This window comes from Microcystis sp. 49638_E5, from assembly GCF_021300285.1.
GTDB lineage: Bacteria > Cyanobacteriota > Cyanobacteriia > Cyanobacteriales > Microcystaceae > Microcystis > Microcystis aeruginosa_C.
Genome location: NZ_JAJTDH010000020.1, coordinates 1 through 18,412 on the forward strand (window position 1 = coordinate 1; position 18,412 = coordinate 18,412).

Genomic DNA, 18,412 nt, shown 5'->3' on the forward strand with positions numbered 1-18,412 from the left:
CTCTTGAAGCTAATTATGATGATTATCTTGAAAAAAAATGATAATTAGACAGAAGTTCTCTATGTGAACAAGAGAACTTTATCTTCTTTTGTTTTCAAAATGAGAATTGCTGCATTTAATATACAAGACTTTGATTGTTGATAGCTTACTGGTATAATACTGGAGCGCACTGGTAGGGTTAACTTCCAGTACCATCGTTACCTAAACCCGATCGAACGATGGTGACAGGAGATCAGTTAATGATCAAAATTGAAAATCTTAAGCTAATTGCTAAAAATTATGGCCGCTGAAATTATTTGTGTAGGAACGGAATTATTATTAGGGGATATAGTTAATACTAACGCCCAATATTTAGCCCTAGAATTGGCAAAATTAGGCATTCCCCATTATTATCAAACGGTGGTGGGGGATAATGTAGAAAGACTGAAAAAAGCGATCGCTATTGCCCGAGAACGTTCCTCAATTTTAATTTTTACCGGGGGACTGGGACCTACTCCTGACGATTTAACCACAGAAACAATCGCCGATTTTTTCCAAACGCCCCTTAGAGAAGATAAAGAGATTTTAGCAGAAATCGAGGCTAAATTTACGATTTTAGGGCGAGAAATGCCTCCTAGTAACAGTAAACAGGCTTTAATACCCGTGGGAGCCGATTTTTTGCCAAATCCGACGGGAACCGCCCCCGGCATGATCTGGCAACCACAGACTAACCTGACTATTCTCACTTTCCCCGGAGTACCCTCAGAAATGAAGAGAATGTGGGTAGAAACGGCGATTCCTTACCTAGAAAGTCAAGGATGGGGCAAAGAGAGGATTTATAGTCGTTCTCTGAAATTTCGCGGTATCGGTGAGTCAGCTTTAGCGGAAAAAGTAGCCCATTTATTTGATCTGACTAACCCCACCGTTGCCCCCTATGCTGGTTTAGGCGAAGTGCGTTTGCGAATTGCGACGAAAGCCCCTTCTTTAGAGGCTGCTTTGCAGGTAATTGAACCGGTAGCGACGGAAATTAAGGAAATCGCCGGATTAGATTATTTTGGGGCCGATGATGATACTTTACCCTCGGTAGTGGGGGAACTGTTGCGGCGACAAAAACAAACTTTGAGTGTGGCAGAATCCTGTACTGGAGGAGGATTAGGGGAAATTATCACCCAAATCGCCGGCAGTTCCGATTATTTTTGGGGTGGGGTTATTTCCTACGATAATCGGGTAAAAGTTGCCCTCTTAGACGTAAATGAGCGGGATTTAAATAATGTCGGGGCTGTCAGTGCCATTGTTGCCCAACAGATGGCCCTAGGGGTGCGAAAACGCCTCGCTACGGATTGGGGGATCAGTATCACGGGTATTGCTGGACCGGGAGGAGGCAGCGAGACAAAACCCGTGGGCCTAGTTTATATCGGTTTAGCCGATCCTCAGGGAAATGTCACCGTATCAGAGCATCGTTTCGGAGAAAATCGAGATCGCTTGACAATTCGCCAGATTAGTGCTTATACCGCCCTCGATCGCCTACGACGGAACTTATTAACAATATCTTAAAAAAGAATTGCCAAGAATATATACTCAGACTAAAAACCTATGTTAAGCTTAATATAAATACAAGATATAGATTCCCCCGCTCGTCAGATTTAACAGCCAAACGATGAAAATTAGTTAAAATTCTCTAGAATCAAGCTGTTGCGGGGATCAATCGACGAAAACTCATAGCTAGTATCTCAAAGGAGCCATTTGGTCAATGGACTATTTAGATGAAGTGATAGACAAGTTGAGAGAATGGGCGCGCAAACTGATTGAGAGTGTTTTTGGTCCGGAACCCGAACCCGAACCCGAACTGATCCCGATCCCCGTGCGCGATCACAGTCGATAAAGCCACCGGTAAAACAGAATACTGCGATAATATCAGTGCAAACTTACTATGAGTCTGCACTTGATTTTTGACTGAAGCCAAGTCTAGCTTAATTTGGTGACGATTTGATTATTTAGTAACAATTCTTGACTGAGTAAATCTTCCACATTAATCCGCAGAAAACACTGATCATCAATCCAGAACTGCACTTTAATGCGATCTTTACCCCGAAAACCTAAAGGATCGAGTTTAGCGATTGATCGGGCCCCCTCGCGATCATTTAAGGGTTGGACGCTAGTTTCTCCATTACCGAGGGAACGAGTAATTAATTTATCACCATCAAAATAGACCTCCATTGCCCCCCTTTCTGTGCCTAATTCGCCGATAATTAACTCAATGCTGGGTTGATTGTCCACGGAAGCACCTAGGACTAATTCCACGGGTTTTTCCATAGGATAGGGTTGTCCGGAGTTAATAATCGGATGCCAAGCGTGGGCATTTTTGCGACGATTCCAGTAACGAATCCCGTAGCTATGATAAAGAAAATCTTTGACTTGATAACCTTGGGCTAATTGTAACGCTCCCAAAGCGATCGCTTCAAAGGGTCGATCCTCTTTAATTTTACTACTATCAAAATACTGTCGCACCCAATCTTTTACCGCCGGAATTTGTACGGTTCCCCCGACTAATAACACCGCATCGATATCGCTAACTTCAATTCCATTGCGTCTTCCCTGTTGCAAAACTCCCGTCATTAAATCATCTAATTGATTAAAAAAGTTTTGTTGTTGGAGAATATCGGTCAATTGTTCTCGATCTAAGCTTAACTCGTAACTCTCGAAATTTTCCTCATCAAAATATACTTCCTCGGCGGTTAATTGGGAAGAAAGTTTAATCTTTAATCTTTCTGCTAGACGAGTAGTCAAGGAAGTTTTCGCTAAAGATTGCTTTTGGGCAAAATAATCGACAATCCAATCGTCTATATCTGACCCCCCTAAATTTGTCCCCGCCTTGGCTAAAACTCTCGCTAGTTTAGTTTTTTGGGCGGAATTATTGCCTAAAAGTTTTTCTCCCCATTTGAGAATAAAACCTTGATTTTTTTGAGGATTATCTAAATCTAATTGTACCAAAGAAAGATCGAGGGTGCCACCGCCAAAATCTACCACTAAAATCACTTGATCCCCAGTGGTTCCATAGCCCAAAGCGGCGGCCGTGGGTTCATCAATTAGTCTAATTTGTTCGATTTCCCAACCCTGACAAACATTGCTTAACCAATTGCGGTAACTTTCAAAACTATCGACGGGAACGGTTAAAACTAGCGATTGGGGGGTTTCCGGGGTGGTGTTTTTTAAGTGGTCGATGATGCTATCGAGAAACCATTGGCCAACCCCCTCGAAACTGAGGACAGTTTCCTCTAATTCCGGTAAAAATCCTTGAATTTTTGCGCCGATACCTCGTTTAAAGCGACGAAAAAAACGCGGATCTCGATCGATATCTAAACCCCGATCGCGCACTGCTTGACCGGCAATTACTTGCAGGGGATTGGCTGATTTAATATAGAGTAAACTGGGAATTAGGGGGGGATTGTCGGCTATTTGTTGGGATAACTCCGATAATTTCACGGTTTCGGCCCTATTTGTTGCCCCATTCCAACGAGTAATGACGGTATTACTGGTTCCGAAATCAATAGCGTAGAACACGATCGATGGTTTTTAGGTAAATTTAGTTAATTATCCGCCATTGTAACCTGTTATTTACTGAACCCGCCCGATCGAGGTGGAAGTTTCCGAAAAACCTAGGCAATTTGGTCAGCGTAAGCTCAAGAAGTCTGAGCAAAAACTTGACAAATAATCTTTAATAGTATATATGAGTTGCACCTGATCAAAGGATTATGTTAGCAGTTACTACCTCACCCGAAACCCTCTCCTTAGAAATTCCTAGGGCGATCGCTCTCTCTATCACCCTTGAACAGTTTGAAGCCCTTGCGGTGGTCAACCGTGACTTAAAATTAGAACGTACAGCCCAAGGAGAATTAATCGTGAATCCCCCGACAGGTGGTGAATCAGGACAGCGAAATTTTCGTATAACAGGACAATTGTTTCGCTGGTGCGAAGAAAATGAAGCTTTAGGAGTCGGGTTTGACTCTTCCACTGGATTTATACTACCAAATGGGGCGATTCGTTCTCCCGATCTATCTTGGGTGAGTCGAGAACGCTGGGAATCTTTAACCCCTAAGCAGAAAAAAGGATTTATTCCCCTCTGTCCCGATTTTGTGGTGGAATTGCGGTCTGAATCTGATAGTCTTGACAAATTACAGAAAAAACTGCTCGAATATAGGGAAAATGGCGCAAGGTTAGGCTGGTTAATCGATCCCCAGAATCGGCAAGTTGAAATTTATCGTCAAGGAAAGGAAGTAGATATCTTAGAAAATCCCACTGATTTATCGGGTGAAGATGTTTTACCCAATTTTAGCTTAAATTTAAAGTTCTGATGTTTTCAGGAGTAATCCTGCGATATTCTGCCAATCTTTTTGAGATCGGGGAGTCGCTTTTAAATTATCTAAGAATTCTTTTTTCTAGGTCATCATCAAATGAGCATCGAAAAGTCGTTAGTCTCGTCAGGTAAAAGTCTTTATCAAGAAGATTTCTACCGATGGTTACAAGAAACCGCTAATTTACTCAAAGAACATCGTTTTGAAAAATTAGACTTGGAAAATTTAATCGAAGAAATTGAAACGATGGGAAGGAGTGAAAAACGAGAACTAGAAAGTCGCTTAACCGTCATTGCTGAACATCTGCTTAAATTGACTTACTGGCTAACTGAAAAGGAAACAAATGCTCAAGGGTGGCGCAGCACAGTTGTTGAACAACGCCGACAAGTTCAACGCTTATTAAAAGAGAGTCCAAGTCTGAGAAGATTGATTCCTGAAATCTGGATAGATTGTTACCAAGCAGCCAGAGAAGATACTGTCAGAAAGTATCAACTTGCTGCTGATTTATTCCCGATTGAATCACCCTTTACCCTTGCAGAAATCCTTGATTATGACTATCTTCCTTAAAACTAAAGTTTCGTATTTTATCGATGAATATAATGCCTAACAAAGCCAAGCTTTAAACGGCAATCACTACCTCTGATTTACCAAATCAAAGTAAGATTTAAACTAAATTCTGGCAGAATATTTTCCCCCGATAAACTCTCCGGATTAGTTAAAATTTCTACTGGCTGTCCTTGACGATAAATTTCCACTTCTCTAGTTTTTCTATTGATTAACCAACCTAAACGAGTCCCATTATCTAAATATTCCTGCATTTTTTTTCTAGCAGTTTCTAAGTTGTCACTAGCGGACATTAATTCAATGACAAAATCGGGAGATAGAGGTAAAAATTTTTCCTTTTGTTGCGGGGTTAAAGCTTGCCATTTATCTAAAGGTATCCAAGCAGCATCGGGAGAGCGATCGGCCCCATTCGGTAGTTTAAATCCTGTGGAAGAATCAAAAGCGATACCCTTACCATTGTTATCTGACCAATTAAATAATTGTTGGGTGATTCTACCGTTACTATTGCCCGTTTTTCCTCCCGTCGGTGGCATAATAATTAAATCTCCTTTTGGGTTGCGTTCCAAGCGCAAATCTCGGTTATCCTGACAAAGTTGAAAAAACTGTTCATCGCTGAGTTGCCAAGATTCAAATTTAACTTCTACTACTGTCATCATGTTTAGATTCTCTTTTATAGGATTATATAATTACCAAATACTATCAAGTTCTAAGACAAATTGAGATAAAATATTTTCCCCCGATAAACTCTCTGGATTAGTTAAAATTTCTACTGCCTGTCCTTGACGATAAATTTCTACTTGTCTAGTTTTTCTATTGATTAACCAACCTAAACGAGTCCCATTATCTAAATATTCCTGCATTTTTTTCCTAGCAGTTTCTAAGTTGTCACTAGGAGACATTAATTCAATGACAAAATCGGGAGATAGAGGTAAAAATCTTTCCTTTTGTTGCGGGGTTAAAGCTTGCCATTTTTCTAAAGGTATCCAAGCAGCATCGGGAGAGCGATCGGCCCCATTTGGTAGTTTAAATCCTCCAGAAGAATCAAAAACTACACCTAATTTATGTAGGTTATTCCATAACCATAATTGGGCAGTGATTCCAGCGTTAGAATTGCTGGTTTTTCCCCCCGTTGGTGGCATAATAATTAAATCTCCTTTTGGGTTGCGTTCCAAGCGTAAATCTCGGTTATCCTGACAAAGTTGAAAGAACTGTTCATCGCTGAGTTGCCAAGATTCAAATTTAACTTCTACTGTCATTATTATCCCCAACCTACTCTCGTCTAAAATTCATGGTAACACCCTAGGGCAAGAGATGTTCCTGGATGAAATTAGTGTAAACATCTCCAGCTAAAAAGGCGGGAGTTTCCAATATTTTACGATGGAAATCAATAGTCGTCGGTACTCCCGTGATCGCACATTCCCGCAGGGCGCGTTTCATGCGTTTAATCGCAGTTTCGCGATTTTCTCCCCAGACAATTAATTTACCGATTAGGGAATCGTAATAGGGGGGGATTTCGTAATCGGTGTAAACGTGGGAATCCATGCGGACACCGGGACCGCCGGGGGGCAGATAACCGCTAATTTTGCCGGGGTGGGGGCGAAAATTGCGATCGGGATCCTCGGCATTAATGCGACACTCGATCGAATGTCCTCTAAATATCACCTGATCTTGCTTAATTTGCAGTTTTTCGCCCTGTGCCACCAGAATTTGTTCTCGGATCAGGTCTATCCCCGTGATCATCTCCGTGACGGGGTGTTCCACCTGAATACGGGTGTTCATTTCCATGAAGTAAAAATTACCGTGTTTATCGACTAAAAATTCCACGGTTCCCACCCCGACGTAATTAATCGATTTAGCGGCTTTAACGGCGGCATTACCCATTTTTGAGCGTAAATGGGGCGTTAAGAAGGGGCTGGGTGCCTCTTCTAGCAGTTTTTGGTGTCGTCGCTGAATCGAACAGTCTCTTTCTCCTAAATGGATCACGTTACCGTGACTATCGGCCAAAATCTGAAACTCGATATGTCGGGGACATTCGATAAATTTTTCTAGATATACTCCCGAATTGCCAAAAGCCGCCTCTGCTTCCCCTTGGGCGGCTTTTAACATATTACCTAGTTCATCTGCACTCTTGACAAGACGCATCCCACGCCCTCCACCGCCAGCGGTGGCTTTAATCAGGACAGGATAACCGATGTCATCAGCGATACGTTTTGCTTCCGCTTCTGAGGTAATTAAACCACCACTGCCGGGGATAGTGGGAACTCCCGCTTTTTGCATGGTTTTTTTAGCGGTGGATTTATCACCCATAGCCAGAATAGCACTGGGAGACGGACCGATAAAAGTTAACTGATGATCGGCACAAATTTCGGCAAAGCGAGCGTTTTCTGCCAAAAAACCGTAACCGGGATGGATGGCCGTGGCGTTGCGTGTTAGGGCAGCCGAGATGATATTAGGGATATTTAGGTAACTTTTGCTGCTTGGGGGCGGACCAATACAAACACTCTCATCGGCCAGTTGAACGTGAAGGGCGTGGCGATCGATGGTAGAGTGGACGGCAACGGTTCTAATGCCCAATTCTTCGCAACTATGAAGGATTCTTAAGGCGATTTCCCCGCGATTGGCGATTAATATCTTGGCAAACTGCATTGGACGACCACGAGATCAGGCTGGTGTGATAGGCGACTATTTAGTAGAATATCTGGTTTTGTTACCTTGGGGAAATCGGGTTGGGGAAGTGGGGTGTGGGGTGTGGGGTGTGGGGAGAATAAATAAAATAATCTCCTATCTCCTGACTGCTATCTCCTGACTCCTATCTCCTGACTCGTACCTACCGACGGCTAAAATAACTGACTCGGTCGCCCTCCCCAGTCAAGATTGAAAGCGATAAGCTAGAGTGTGAGGAGTGAAAACTTTTTAATCTCGTTTCGCCCCTAGAGGATAATAGCTCGATGTTGCGAATTATCACAGAGCCATGGTCAGCCAGAACGGAACTGAGACGAATTCGGGAACGGTTCGACGATCCGGAAATTCGGGAAAAAGAATCGCTTGTCCGAGAGATTGTCGATCAGGTGCGACTTGCTGGCGATCAATCGTTGGTGGATTACACGGAAAAATTCTACCAACAGTCCCTTAATCTACAACAACTTAAGGTGAGTGGCTCGGAACTGGATGCCGCTTATCAACAGGTGTCGCAGGATTTATTAAATGCGATCGCTGTTGCCTGTGCAAAAATGGAAGCTTTTCATCGTCAGCGTCTTCCCAAAGCCTGGGTCCAGTTTCCTGAGGATGGTACGGTTCGAGGGAAACGTTATCAACCGGTTAACAGTGTGGGAATTGTCGTTCCCGATGGGAAACGGGCCTATCTCAGTTTATTGTTACAACAGGCGATTCCTGCCAAAATAGCGGGGGTTAAACGGATTGTGATGGTATCTCCCGCCGATGAGGATTTACGCATCCATCCGGCGATTTTAGTGGCAGCCCAATCGGTGGGTATTAGTGAGATTTATCGGGTGGCTGGACCACAGGCGATCGCCGCTTTAGCCTACGGCACAAAAACGATCGCCCCCGTGGAGATGATTGCTGGAATAGGTGATTTTTATACTAATTTGGCTAAAAAACTGGTTTCTGACCATGTAAAAATCGATTATCTCTCTATTACTTCTGATCTAGTTATTATTGCCGATAGTCAAGCCAATCCCAGGCAGTTGGCCCTAGATCTATTAGCGCAAGCGGAACAGTATTCCCTAGCGGCAGCGATTTTATTGACGACGGATAAGGCTTTGGCCCCAATAGTACAGGAAGAAGTACAAAAACAGTTACAGATACATCCCCAGAGATTGTTGACGGAAAAAGCGATCGCTCATTATGGTTTAATCGTGGTGGTGGAGTCATTGGAGAAAGCGATCGAATTATCGAATCTTTTTGCTCCCACCCATTTATCCTTAATGATCGATGAGCCTTGGGAAAAGATATCTTCTGTGAGACAATCGGGAACTATTCTCCTTGGTTCTACTACTCCAAAAGCGGTGGCTGATTATTTGGGTTGTCCCGTGGGAGTGGAAACTTTTCTCAATTCCGCCACTTTAATCGAATATCCTGCCGATTCCTTCGCCTCCATAGCCCATAATCTGCAAATATTAGCGCAAGCGGAGGGATTTACGGCAACGGATGCGGGTATAGAATCCCGAGGTGAGGACAAGAACTAGAGAAACTATAATCTTCTCAAAGCAACTATTGGGTCTAATTTAGCGGCATGATGAGCGGGAACAACACCGAAAATTAGACCGATGGCACTAGAAACTCCTAAAGCGAGAATTATGGCAGGGATTGAGATACTGGTGGTTAAAGCGGCAAAAATTCCCGCTAGATACATTCCTTGAATGCCGACAAAAATCCCGATAATTCCGCCAGTGGTGGCTAAAATCACCGATTCAATGAGAAATTGACCTTTTATGTCCCCTTCTTTCGCTCCTAAAGCCTTTCTTAACCCGATTTCTTGGGTTCTTTCCGTGACTGACACGAGCATAATATTCATTATGCCGATTCCGCCAACAAAAAGGGAAATACTGGCGATCGAGGCTAACATTCTAGTTAAACTATCGTTAGTCTCTTTGGCCATTTCTAGGACTGTGGTTTGGGGGAAAATCTGCACATAATTCTCGTCACTGACCTGATGACGCATTTGCAGCAGGTTGCTAATCTGAAACTGAGCGGCTTTAATTTGGGCGGAGTTTTTAGCCAAGACAGAAATATGAGTTAGGGGAATGCCATAGATAGAATTGCGCCCTAAAACCTGATTAGACATAGTAGTTAGGGGAATTAAAGCTCGATCGTCCTGATTAGTCTCAAATAAGGAGCCTTTCGTCTGTAAAACTCCAATGACTTGAAAACTAAGATTGCCCATGCGAAGATTTTCGCCGACGGGATTGCGATTACCAAAGAGATTTTTGGCTAATTCCGATCCCAAGACAATCACCCGATTATCCCGTTTCAGGTCAGATTCCATAATAAATCTACCCTTAGATAGTTGACGGTTACGCACATTTAGGTACTGGGATCCCACCCCAATCAGGGGACTATTACTGGTTCTATTACCGAAGGATAAGATTTTTTTACCGCTCAATTCGGGAGAAATGGCGGTAATGGCGGGAACTTGAGATGCGATCGCTTGGGCATCTTCGTAGGTGAGAGGCCGGGGATTAGGAATTGTCCGGCGGACATTGCGCGAGGAAGTAGAAACAAATAAAACATTCGGTCCGAGAGCTTCAAACTGCTCGAGGGCGACTTTTTGCGCTCCTTCACCCACTCCCACTAGGGCAATGACGGAGGCGTTACCGATAGCAATTCCCAGCATAGTCAGACCACTACGCAGTTTATTGCCCATCAAAGCGGAAAAAGCCATTTTCAGGTTTTCGAGCATTTCCATGGTTAGTTACATTCAGTAATCAGTGGGGAATTATGAATTATGAATTATGAATTATGAATTATGAATTATGAATTATGAATTATGAATTATGAATTATGAGGTGGGGAGAATAAATAAAAATAATCTCCTGACGACTGATAACTGATAACTGATAACTGATAACTTACATCTGATAACTGATAACTGATAACTGATAACTGATTAGCGGGTAGAGATTTGGAGAGTTTCCGGTTTGCTTAAATCGCCAGTAATAGTTAAACTGCGCCGATTAGCGTTGAGATGACGGACAATTTTATAGATAGCTTCAACTTGGTCACTAGCGCCGATTTTGGCCGCTAGAGTGGTTAGGTCGAGAGCAGTCCCCGTTTCCCGAACAACTTGCACGATTTTTCTTTGTAAATCCAGAATAGAAGCGGCAGCTTTTTTCCCTGCTTCTACCCCGGGTTGATGGTAGGCGTTAATGTTAACTAAACTAGCATAGAAACTAACGGCCCGTTCGTAGAGGGCAATTAAAGCTCCTACCTGACGGGGAGTAACCTCTGGGATAGTGATAGTGATAGAGTGACGACTATTTTCGTATAAAGCTTGTCGAGTACCTTGCAGTAATCCTGAGAGGAAATCGCCAGCAGTGGAGCCGGTTTCCACTTCCATGGAGTCTCCTTGTCGGTCTTTTAACACTTCAATAAAAGTGGCGAAGAAATTGGGAATCCCTTCGCGTAATTGTTGGACGTAGGCGTGTTGGTCCGTAGAACCTTTGTTACCATAGACGGCGATGCCTTGGTACACCTTATTGCCATCGAGGTCTTTTTCTTTACCGAGGGACTCCATGACCAATTGTTGCAGATAGCGGCTAAAGAGATAGAGACTGTCTTTGTAGGGCAGAATCACCATATCTTTCTCTCCCTTGCCGTTGCCCTCATGATACCAAGCTAGAGCCAGTAGGGCGCTAGGGTTTTTTTTCAGGTTATGGACGCGGGTGGCGATGTCCATTTCTTTGGCCCCGGCTAACATTTCATCGATGTCGATACCCTGCAAAGCGGCCGGGAGAAGACCGACGGCGGATAGTTCGGATGTACGACCACCGACCCAATCCTGCATGGGGAAACGAGTTAGCCAATCTTGGGCGTATTTGTCCAGTTGGCTACCAGGCATAGTGACGGCGACCGCGTGTTGGGGAAAGTCTAAATCTTGTTTTTCGTAAGCGTTGCGGACTTCTAACATTCCGTTTCTCGCTTCGGGAGTGCCGCCGGATTTACTGGTGACGATAACCAGGGTGGTAGCTAGGGGTAAATGGGCTAGGGTGCGATCGATGCCTTTAGGGTCGGTATTATCAATAAAAGCAATCTCTAAGGGGGGATTAAGGGGGGATAGAGCCTCGGCAACGAATTGGGGACCCAAAGCAGACCCCCCGATGCCTACACAGAGAATATGGCTAAATTTTCCCCGATTGGGCGGCTTAATCGCTCCGGAGTGAATTTTCTTGACAAATTCTTTGATCTGTGCTAGGGGTTCGGTGATTTCGTCCCGCAATTCCTGGTTAGGAGCGAGTTCAGGAGCGCGCAGCCAGTAGTGGCCGACCATACGCTGTTCGTCGGGATTGGCGATCGCACCCTGTTCTAAAGCTGTCATATCTTGGAAAGCACGCTCAAATTTTGCTTCTAGACCTTTGAGAAAAGCCTCATCGAAGGGAATCCGACTGACATCGAGATAAAGTTCTAGGTTAGGGTGATAGTATAACCAATCTTGGTAACGTTGCCAGAGTTGCAGATTATCCATAAAAAAAAGCGAAATTTTTGTTTAATTACTCGTTTAGGGGAGATAGGATTCTATCCTCTCCAATCATCATACAGGTAGTTTTAGGCTAGAAGTTGACGGTTAAGCATATATTAGGGGTTGGCAAAATACTAACAGTGACTGAACTGTCCCCTAATTGTTCGGTTTGCTGGTGTTGGCTGTTGATTTTTTAACCGGTCCTATGGCTATCTACTCATCCCCTCTCAAAATCGGTAACTTAGAAGTGCATAGCCGCGTCTTGCAATCACCTTTATCCGGTGTCACCGATTTAGTTTTTCGGCGCTTGGTGAGACGCTTTGCTCCCGATTCCATGCTCTATACCGAGATGGTCAATGCGACAGAAATCTCCCAGCTGCAAGAGTTACCGCAATTGATGGTTATCGGGGACAAAGAACAACCAATTAGTATGCAGTTATTTGATTGCCGTCCCGATTTTATGGCTGTAGCGGCGGAAAAAGCGGTTAAAGAAGGAGCGATGACCATCGATATTAATATGGGTTGTCCTGTTAATAAAATTACTAAAAAAGGCGGCGGTTCTTCGCTTTTACGACAGCCAGAAATTGCCGAGCAAATTGTTAGGGAAGTGGTGGGAGCGGTATCGGTGCCGGTAACGGTGAAAACTCGCTTGGGATGGAACGCCCAAGAGATTAATATTATCGATTTTGCCCGTCGTTTGGAAGATGCGGGAGCGCAAATGTTGACCCTGCACGCACGCACTAGGGAACAGGGTTATCACGGGCCGGCCGATTGGCAATGGATTAAACGGGTGAAGGAGGTTTTATCGATTCCTGTCATCGCTAATGGTGATATTGTTTCTGTGGAAGCGGCGATTAATTGTTTGGAATTTACCCGGGCCGATGGGGTGATGTGTTCACGGGGAACCCTCGGTTATCCCTGTTTGGTGGGGGAAATCGATTATTACCTCAAAACAGGCAAAAAGTTGCCGAAACCCACCTCTATTGACCTGTTAAGCCTAGCTAAAGAGCATTTACAGGGGCTATGGCTATACAAGGGACAACGCGGCATCTGGCAAGCCAGGAAACATCTGGCTTGGTATTGTCAGGATTTTACCGGTGCGGCGGTTTGGCGTGATCGGTTTTCGCGGATCGAATCCCTGGGGGAGGGCTGTGATTTAATTGATAGAGCTATTGCCCAATTAAACCTTGAAAACGAGAATATTTAGGGGCTGCGGCAAAAAGTTTGTTGGTGGGGTTAGGAGTCGGTCGTCTCCGAATCGGTCGGGGAAGTCAGAAAAACAGAATGACCTCGCGCGCCTGGAAGCGGAAACCTTTGTGTTCTCGCGTAGCGAGCGCTTTGGGTTCGCCTCCGGAAAGTGCCAGGGTTTTGAGTCCCTAATTTCTCAACGTTTGTTTCTGGCACTTTTTTAGCCCAAAAAGTGCCAAAACCCTTTTCTAGCAAAGCTTCCAGTAATATTAAGCCAACCCTACTTAAGCAATCAAACCAGAGAGGAGATTAAGGCAAAAATTAACAGGGCTACGGTGGCGGGAATGTTCAACAGAACGATCGAGCGGCTGTTAATGGCCTTGAACTCAATCACATACAACCACAACCAGCACAACCACCACAACCGCCATCACTGTCGCCATCACTGCCGCCACTGCCGCCATCACCGCCGCTACTAGCAACGGCTGTGGGAGTCAGCATTTGATACAGGTCTGCTAAAGCCATATCCGCCATCAGAACTGTTGCTCCAAAAAACGCCACCGCAAGTACAAGTTCAGAATCGCTGCTATTGGCTGTTTTTAAATGTTGTAAGCGATTTCTTAAATCCTTAAAAATGATCTCTCCATAACGGCTGCGCTGTGGTTTGACAAAAAACCTTGCTCCCAAAACTAGAAGCCCAAATATACAGATGAGAAGTAAACCAACGGGCTTATCGCGAGAAATTCCCACCGCCATTTTGCACAAGCCTATTCCTAGAAGAATAACCACAATCAATGATGGATAAATTTGCGCTTTCAATGCTTGGGCATCGCTCGGAAACAAACCAAGCTGTTCTAGGCGGGAACGAATGCTATCTTTCATTCCTGTAGAATTCTGGAAAACCTGTTCAATTGCCCCATCAGTGGCCAAAATATCTTGGGCGACCGCCTTTTCTACAGGATCGGCAATAGCATCGATCTTTCCTGTCACCACCAGTTTGCTTTGTGTTCTTCCAAATGGTGATTTTTCTTTTAATACCTCCACATAGCCTTGTTTTACCAAACTGGTGATTGCGGCCATAATCAGGCGATGATTGCCACCCGCCAAGAAAGCTATCTCGTAAGTATTTAAATCAGGTTGCTGCTTTGTATTAGTGCTAACTAGGCACAGGGAAAAACGTAGCCAGGCTGCCAAAGCGATTCCCATCACTACTAGGGAAATATAGAAGGTTAAAAATTCCGGACCTGTAAAATTCATTGGGTTAGGAATTTGGGAGATTATCTGACAGCCAGTTATCATCAGTGAAAGGAAGGCTAAAAAGGTAAAGATGCCTATTTTTCGCAGTTGTGGTTTGACGGAGACTGTGAAATTAGGTTTTGACAAAACCCAGCTTTGTTGAGTATTGATCCGGATAAAATGCAAATCTCGCCCGAATCGGTCTTTGGGTTTAGGCCAAATATCTATTGGGGGAATATGTCCAAAAAACTGTTCGTAACTTTCTAGCGTCTTGCTATACCAACTGCCAAATTTTAATTGCTCGGATGAACCCCCACGAGTCGGCTCGTGATGTAATGTGGTTTGCAAAATTTTGGGACAGAACTCTTGCCAGTACAATCGCGTATAGGTCAGATGTAAATGCCAAACTTGATCGATTTGGTCGGATGGCGTGACCGGATGTCCTGCTGCAACGGCTAGAAATATAAACTTTTTGTATTCCTCGATCGCTCTCTGAGTATAGCCTAAGGACCAGCCGTTATCTTTTGCTAATCGTTGGCTGAAAGATAATTGACTATCTGGCCGATCCAAGGCAAATGCCTGAATTCTTTTGTATAGCTCTGTCTGTTGAAAGTTCATCGTCCCTAATGGGCTATCCATAAACCCGGCCTCCCGAAAAAAACTGTTTCTAGTCGTTTATTTAGGCCGAAGAGGCTTAACTATGGGTGAAGTTTAAATTTCTTTACAAAAAGCTGGATGCTAACTATCCCTCTTTCAACTGGGCAATAAGTCTCGGAAACCGAAAAGAAAGTTGAGGAAACTGACAGAACCGGTTAGGTGAGGATAAAATACCAGTGGTCGCTTTAATATCACCTGAATAGTCGGTTTTTTGTGTCTTTCCCGAGACTATCGGCTGCTACCACTGGTTTGCTGTTGTTTGTTGTTGTAATCTGAGGAAATATAGTTCTTGCGTTCCCAAGCGCCTGAACTGCATTTGTCTCTCTAGTAACAATTGTAACAGACAATACCCATTTTGTGTAAAAAAAAGTAAACAATTTGGTAAAAAATTATTTTTTGCGGTAATCTTCAACCCTCTGAGGACAGCCCCAGATTACCGTTTCCTGTTTGTAAACCACCATACCTGGCTTGGCGCCCTTGGGTTTATAGACGTATTTGGGACGGGTATAGACGACGGGAACCTGTTCACTATGGCGAGCGCGGCTATAATAAGCGGCGTAATCGGCGGCAAATTGCAGATCGGCGGCTTCTGGAACTGTACCGGGGGTTAAACGGAGTAAAACGTGACTACCAGCGATTTCTTGACTATGAAACCAGATATCGTAATCGCTGGCGCTACGAAAAGTTAGCCGATCATTTTGACGGTTATTTCTGCCAATCCATAATTCTACTCCAGAAGGAGTAGTAAAGCGCATGGGTTCGGATTCTTTGTTATTCGTCCGATTACGCTGGTAATTGCTTTCTAGATACTTCTGTTGAATTAATTCTTCTTGTATCTCGTCTAGGGCCTGTAAATCTTCGCTGCTGCTATAATTTTCTAGTTGACTTAAACTCGATCGCACTTGTTCGAGATAATTAATTTCACTGACCACTTCCTCTAATAAAGGTTCCACCGCTAACCGCGCCCTTTTTAATTTCTGATGTTGTTTATAAAAATATTGGGCATTCTGCACGGGATTTCTTTCGGGATCGAGAGGAATAATGACAGGGTTTCCTGTCTGGAAATCCGCCAAACTAATGCTAGTCATTCCCTGCTGTATTTGCTGCAGATTTGCCATTAATAAATCCCCTTGCTCTTTATAGCGATCAGCATGAGCAGATTCTGCTAGTCTTGTTTGAAATCCCGCCGCTTTAGTTTGCAGTTTAGTCAGTAAAGAGATGACTTTTTGATTTAATTTTTGCTGTAGTTGTCGAAAGCTTTCTTGATTAATTTGGTCGCTATAATAACGGTTTAATAATTCTTGAACATTTTTAGCCGCTGCCAGTATCTCCCCACCGATCACCGTATAACCTTCTCTTGTCCATCCGGGTTGAAAGGTGTTATTTTCCAAGATTTTTAACCATTCTTGCCAAACTGAAAAGAGCTTTTCCCAATCAGTATTATCTAACTGATCCGTGTTTAATTTCGGGTTAATATTGGCTTTTTGCAACAGCGATCGAGCGATGACCGGACTAACACCACGATAGGTACTAACTAACTGTTTTTCGATAGTTTTAGGGATTAAACTAACTCTGGCTTGCCAACTGCTCAAGGATTCTTCTAAACTGGGATTTGTTGCCAATAAAACGGGGGGTAGTTGATAGATTTGTCCCGTTTGTACGGTGCGAACACTGGACTGGGTGGCATTGACTTGATGGGCAACGGTGACAATTTGATTGTCAGCCGCAGTTAAAATAACATTGCTATATTTGCCCATAATTTCTATATACAAATGCCCCAGGGCCGGATCATCGGGACGTTGGGCAAATTGCAGATCGATCACTCTTTCCCACGGGGCAACAAATGCTAATTTTGTCAGCGCCAAACCATTGAGTTGATGACGCAATTGATCGCTGAAAGTGAAGGTATCAGGGACTTTCGGCGGTGGATCACCAATATGCAGCCGCGCTCCTTGGGGATGCCAAGAAATAATTAACCATCCCTTGCGATCGAAGGTTCGTAAATAGAGGGCGATCGTTTGGCGATCAATTTGATACACTTGTTCTAGTCTCGCCGGCAGCCAAGTGGCGGCAATTTCGGCACAAGTGGCGCTGAGGGTGGTAAAGTCTACGGATTGCATTTTCAGGATTCAGGAGATATTCTCGATGCCAAAGTTGGCACCGCCAAGCATGAAAATATCATAGCTTCCCACTAAGTAGTCGTGCAAAATTAATTTCCTAGTCGAGATAGGAGACAGGAGACAGGAGACAGGAGACAGCTATCAGTTATCAGATTTGAGTTTTAAGTGAGCAGCATTGAATAGAAGTTTCCTACTGTCTTTTCACTGATTAATGATTACTGTTTACTAATCACAGCAAAAAGCGTTCGTGTTAGTGAGCTTGTCGAACTACTGATCTCACGCCGAAGTCTGACGTCTTAGATGTGTAATTAATTTTGCTTAGGTACTTAAGGCTAAAACAAAAAAATTGTTTCCTCAATTAAAAACGGATTTGGTCAGCTGCCCGCGCATTTAAATTGCTTGTTGATCATTAGCAACCGCACAAGCGTCCATCTTCCATGTGAACAATGCGATCGGCAATATCTAAAATCCGATTATCGTGGGTGACGAGTACAATAGTACGGCTCTGTTCTTTGGCTAAACGTTGCATCAAATTCACCACGTCTCGTCCCGTTTTACTATCGAGGGCGGCCGTTGGTTCATCGGCTAAAACTAATGGGGGATTACCGGCCAAAGCTCGCGCGATCGCTACCCTTTGTTTTTGTCCCCCAGATAAGCTATCTGGATAATAGTCGATCCGATGTCCTAAGCCGACTTCTTCTAATATCAAAGCGGCGCGTTCTTCCGTTTCCCGCCCGCCGAGATTTTCCTGAAGCTCGATCGACATTTGTACATTCTGTCTTGCGGTTAGAAAGGGTAACAAATTATGGGCTTGAAAAATATAACCAATTTGACGGCGGGTTTGGACTAATTGTTCTTCACTAGCCCCCCGTAATTCTTTTTCAAAATGCTGTAAGCTTCCTTCTTGAACAGAGCGTAGGCCACCGATTAAGGATAGTAAGGTTGTTTTTCCGGAACCAGAGGGGCCAGTTAAAATAACGATCTCTCCCTCTTTGATTTTTAAGTTGATCTGAAACAGAACTTGTTTTTTCAGCGTTCCTTGACCGAAATAGTGATTGAGGTTTTGAATATCAATAATGTCCATAGACAGCCTCTTTCCTTGAGATGAGGTGTGGATATCT

General features: G+C 43.9%; 15 protein-coding genes. 6 read left to right on the top strand and 9 right to left on the bottom strand.

All coding sequences use genetic code 11. From position 1 onward, the window contains the following. Positions 1-279: 279 nt before the first annotated feature. Both LW728_RS08130 and LW728_RS08135 read left to right on the top strand, forming a co-directional pair. Positions 280-1,533 carry a competence/damage-inducible protein A gene (locus LW728_RS08130; RefSeq protein ID WP_287669363.1) on the top strand — a complete coding sequence of 418 codons (1,254 nt, stop codon included), beginning with the start codon at positions 280-282 and terminating at the stop codon, positions 1,531-1,533. 196 nt (positions 1,534-1,729) lie between these two features. Next, complete coding sequence (locus LW728_RS08135; protein WP_002757361.1) at positions 1,730-1,861, top strand: hypothetical protein; 132 nt, start codon at positions 1,730-1,732, stop codon at positions 1,859-1,861. Positions 1,862-1,944: 83 nt separating this feature from the next. Here the strand turns inward: LW728_RS08135 and LW728_RS08140 are convergent, their stop codons facing one another. Continuing rightward, a complete protein-coding gene (locus LW728_RS08140; protein ID WP_002802166.1) occupies positions 1,945-3,540 on the bottom strand; it encodes an Hsp70 family protein in 1,596 nt (531 codons plus the stop codon). A gap of 191 nt (positions 3,541-3,731) precedes the next feature. Between LW728_RS08140 and LW728_RS08145 the strand changes: the two genes are divergently transcribed. Then, on the top strand, positions 3,732-4,331 hold the full coding sequence (locus tag LW728_RS08145; protein ID WP_002802165.1) for a Uma2 family endonuclease: 600 nt from the start codon (positions 3,732-3,734) through the stop codon (positions 4,329-4,331). 99 nt (positions 4,332-4,430) lie between these two features. Beyond that, on the top strand, positions 4,431-4,898 hold the full coding sequence (locus LW728_RS08150; protein ID WP_287669366.1) for a DUF29 domain-containing protein: 468 nt from the start codon (positions 4,431-4,433) through the stop codon (positions 4,896-4,898). Between the two features lie 77 nt (positions 4,899-4,975). Here the strand turns inward: LW728_RS08150 and LW728_RS08155 are convergent, their stop codons facing one another. Genes LW728_RS08155 through accC form a run of 3 tightly spaced genes read right to left on the bottom strand, consistent with a single transcriptional unit; the run spans position 4,976 to position 7,541 of the window. Continuing rightward, a complete protein-coding gene (locus tag LW728_RS08155) occupies positions 4,976-5,551 on the bottom strand; it encodes a Uma2 family endonuclease (protein WP_287766162.1) in 576 nt (191 codons plus the stop codon). A 30-nt stretch (positions 5,552-5,581) separates the two neighbouring features. Then, positions 5,582-6,151: a Uma2 family endonuclease gene (locus tag LW728_RS08160; protein ID WP_287766164.1), complete on the bottom strand. Its 570-nt coding sequence runs from the start codon at positions 6,149-6,151 to the stop codon at positions 5,582-5,584. A gap of 43 nt (positions 6,152-6,194) precedes the next feature. After that, complete coding sequence (gene accC / locus LW728_RS08165; RefSeq protein WP_002802160.1) at positions 6,195-7,541, bottom strand: acetyl-CoA carboxylase biotin carboxylase subunit; 1,347 nt, start codon at positions 7,539-7,541, stop codon at positions 6,195-6,197. A 302-nt stretch (positions 7,542-7,843) separates the two neighbouring features. Between accC and hisD the strand changes: the two genes are divergently transcribed. Beyond that, complete coding sequence (gene hisD / locus LW728_RS08170; protein ID WP_002802159.1) at positions 7,844-9,100, top strand: histidinol dehydrogenase; 1,257 nt, start codon at positions 7,844-7,846, stop codon at positions 9,098-9,100. A gap of 5 nt (positions 9,101-9,105) precedes the next feature. Here hisD and LW728_RS08175 read toward each other — a convergent pair whose 3' ends face one another. Further along, positions 9,106-10,320 (bottom strand): ABC transporter permease, encoded by a 1,215-nt coding sequence (locus LW728_RS08175; RefSeq protein WP_002802158.1) that lies wholly within the window; start codon positions 10,318-10,320, stop codon positions 9,106-9,108. 201 nt (positions 10,321-10,521) lie between these two features. Beyond that, positions 10,522-12,096 (bottom strand): glucose-6-phosphate isomerase, encoded by a 1,575-nt coding sequence (locus LW728_RS08180; protein WP_002802157.1) that lies wholly within the window; start codon positions 12,094-12,096, stop codon positions 10,522-10,524. Between the two features lie 199 nt (positions 12,097-12,295). Between LW728_RS08180 and dusB the strand changes: the two genes are divergently transcribed. Beyond that, on the top strand, positions 12,296-13,297 hold the full coding sequence (gene dusB, locus LW728_RS08185; protein ID WP_043997859.1) for a tRNA dihydrouridine synthase DusB: 1,002 nt from the start codon (positions 12,296-12,298) through the stop codon (positions 13,295-13,297). A gap of 371 nt (positions 13,298-13,668) precedes the next feature. Here the strand turns inward: dusB and LW728_RS08190 are convergent, their stop codons facing one another. From LW728_RS08190 to LW728_RS08200, 3 genes are all read right to left on the bottom strand, one after another. After that, complete coding sequence (locus LW728_RS08190) at positions 13,669-15,153, bottom strand: TIGR04222 domain-containing membrane protein (protein ID WP_287766165.1); 1,485 nt, start codon at positions 15,151-15,153, stop codon at positions 13,669-13,671. 407 nt (positions 15,154-15,560) lie between these two features. Then, the gene (locus LW728_RS08195) at positions 15,561-17,291 is read right to left on the bottom strand and encodes an Rqc2 family fibronectin-binding protein (protein WP_287766167.1); all 1,731 of its coding nucleotides are present in this window, start codon (positions 17,289-17,291) and stop codon (positions 15,561-15,563) included. A 409-nt stretch (positions 17,292-17,700) separates the two neighbouring features. Next, positions 17,701-18,375, bottom strand: a complete 675-nt coding sequence (locus LW728_RS08200; RefSeq protein ID WP_287766169.1) for a DevA family ABC transporter ATP-binding protein — start codon at positions 18,373-18,375, stop codon at positions 17,701-17,703. Positions 18,376-18,412: the final 37 nt, after the last annotated feature.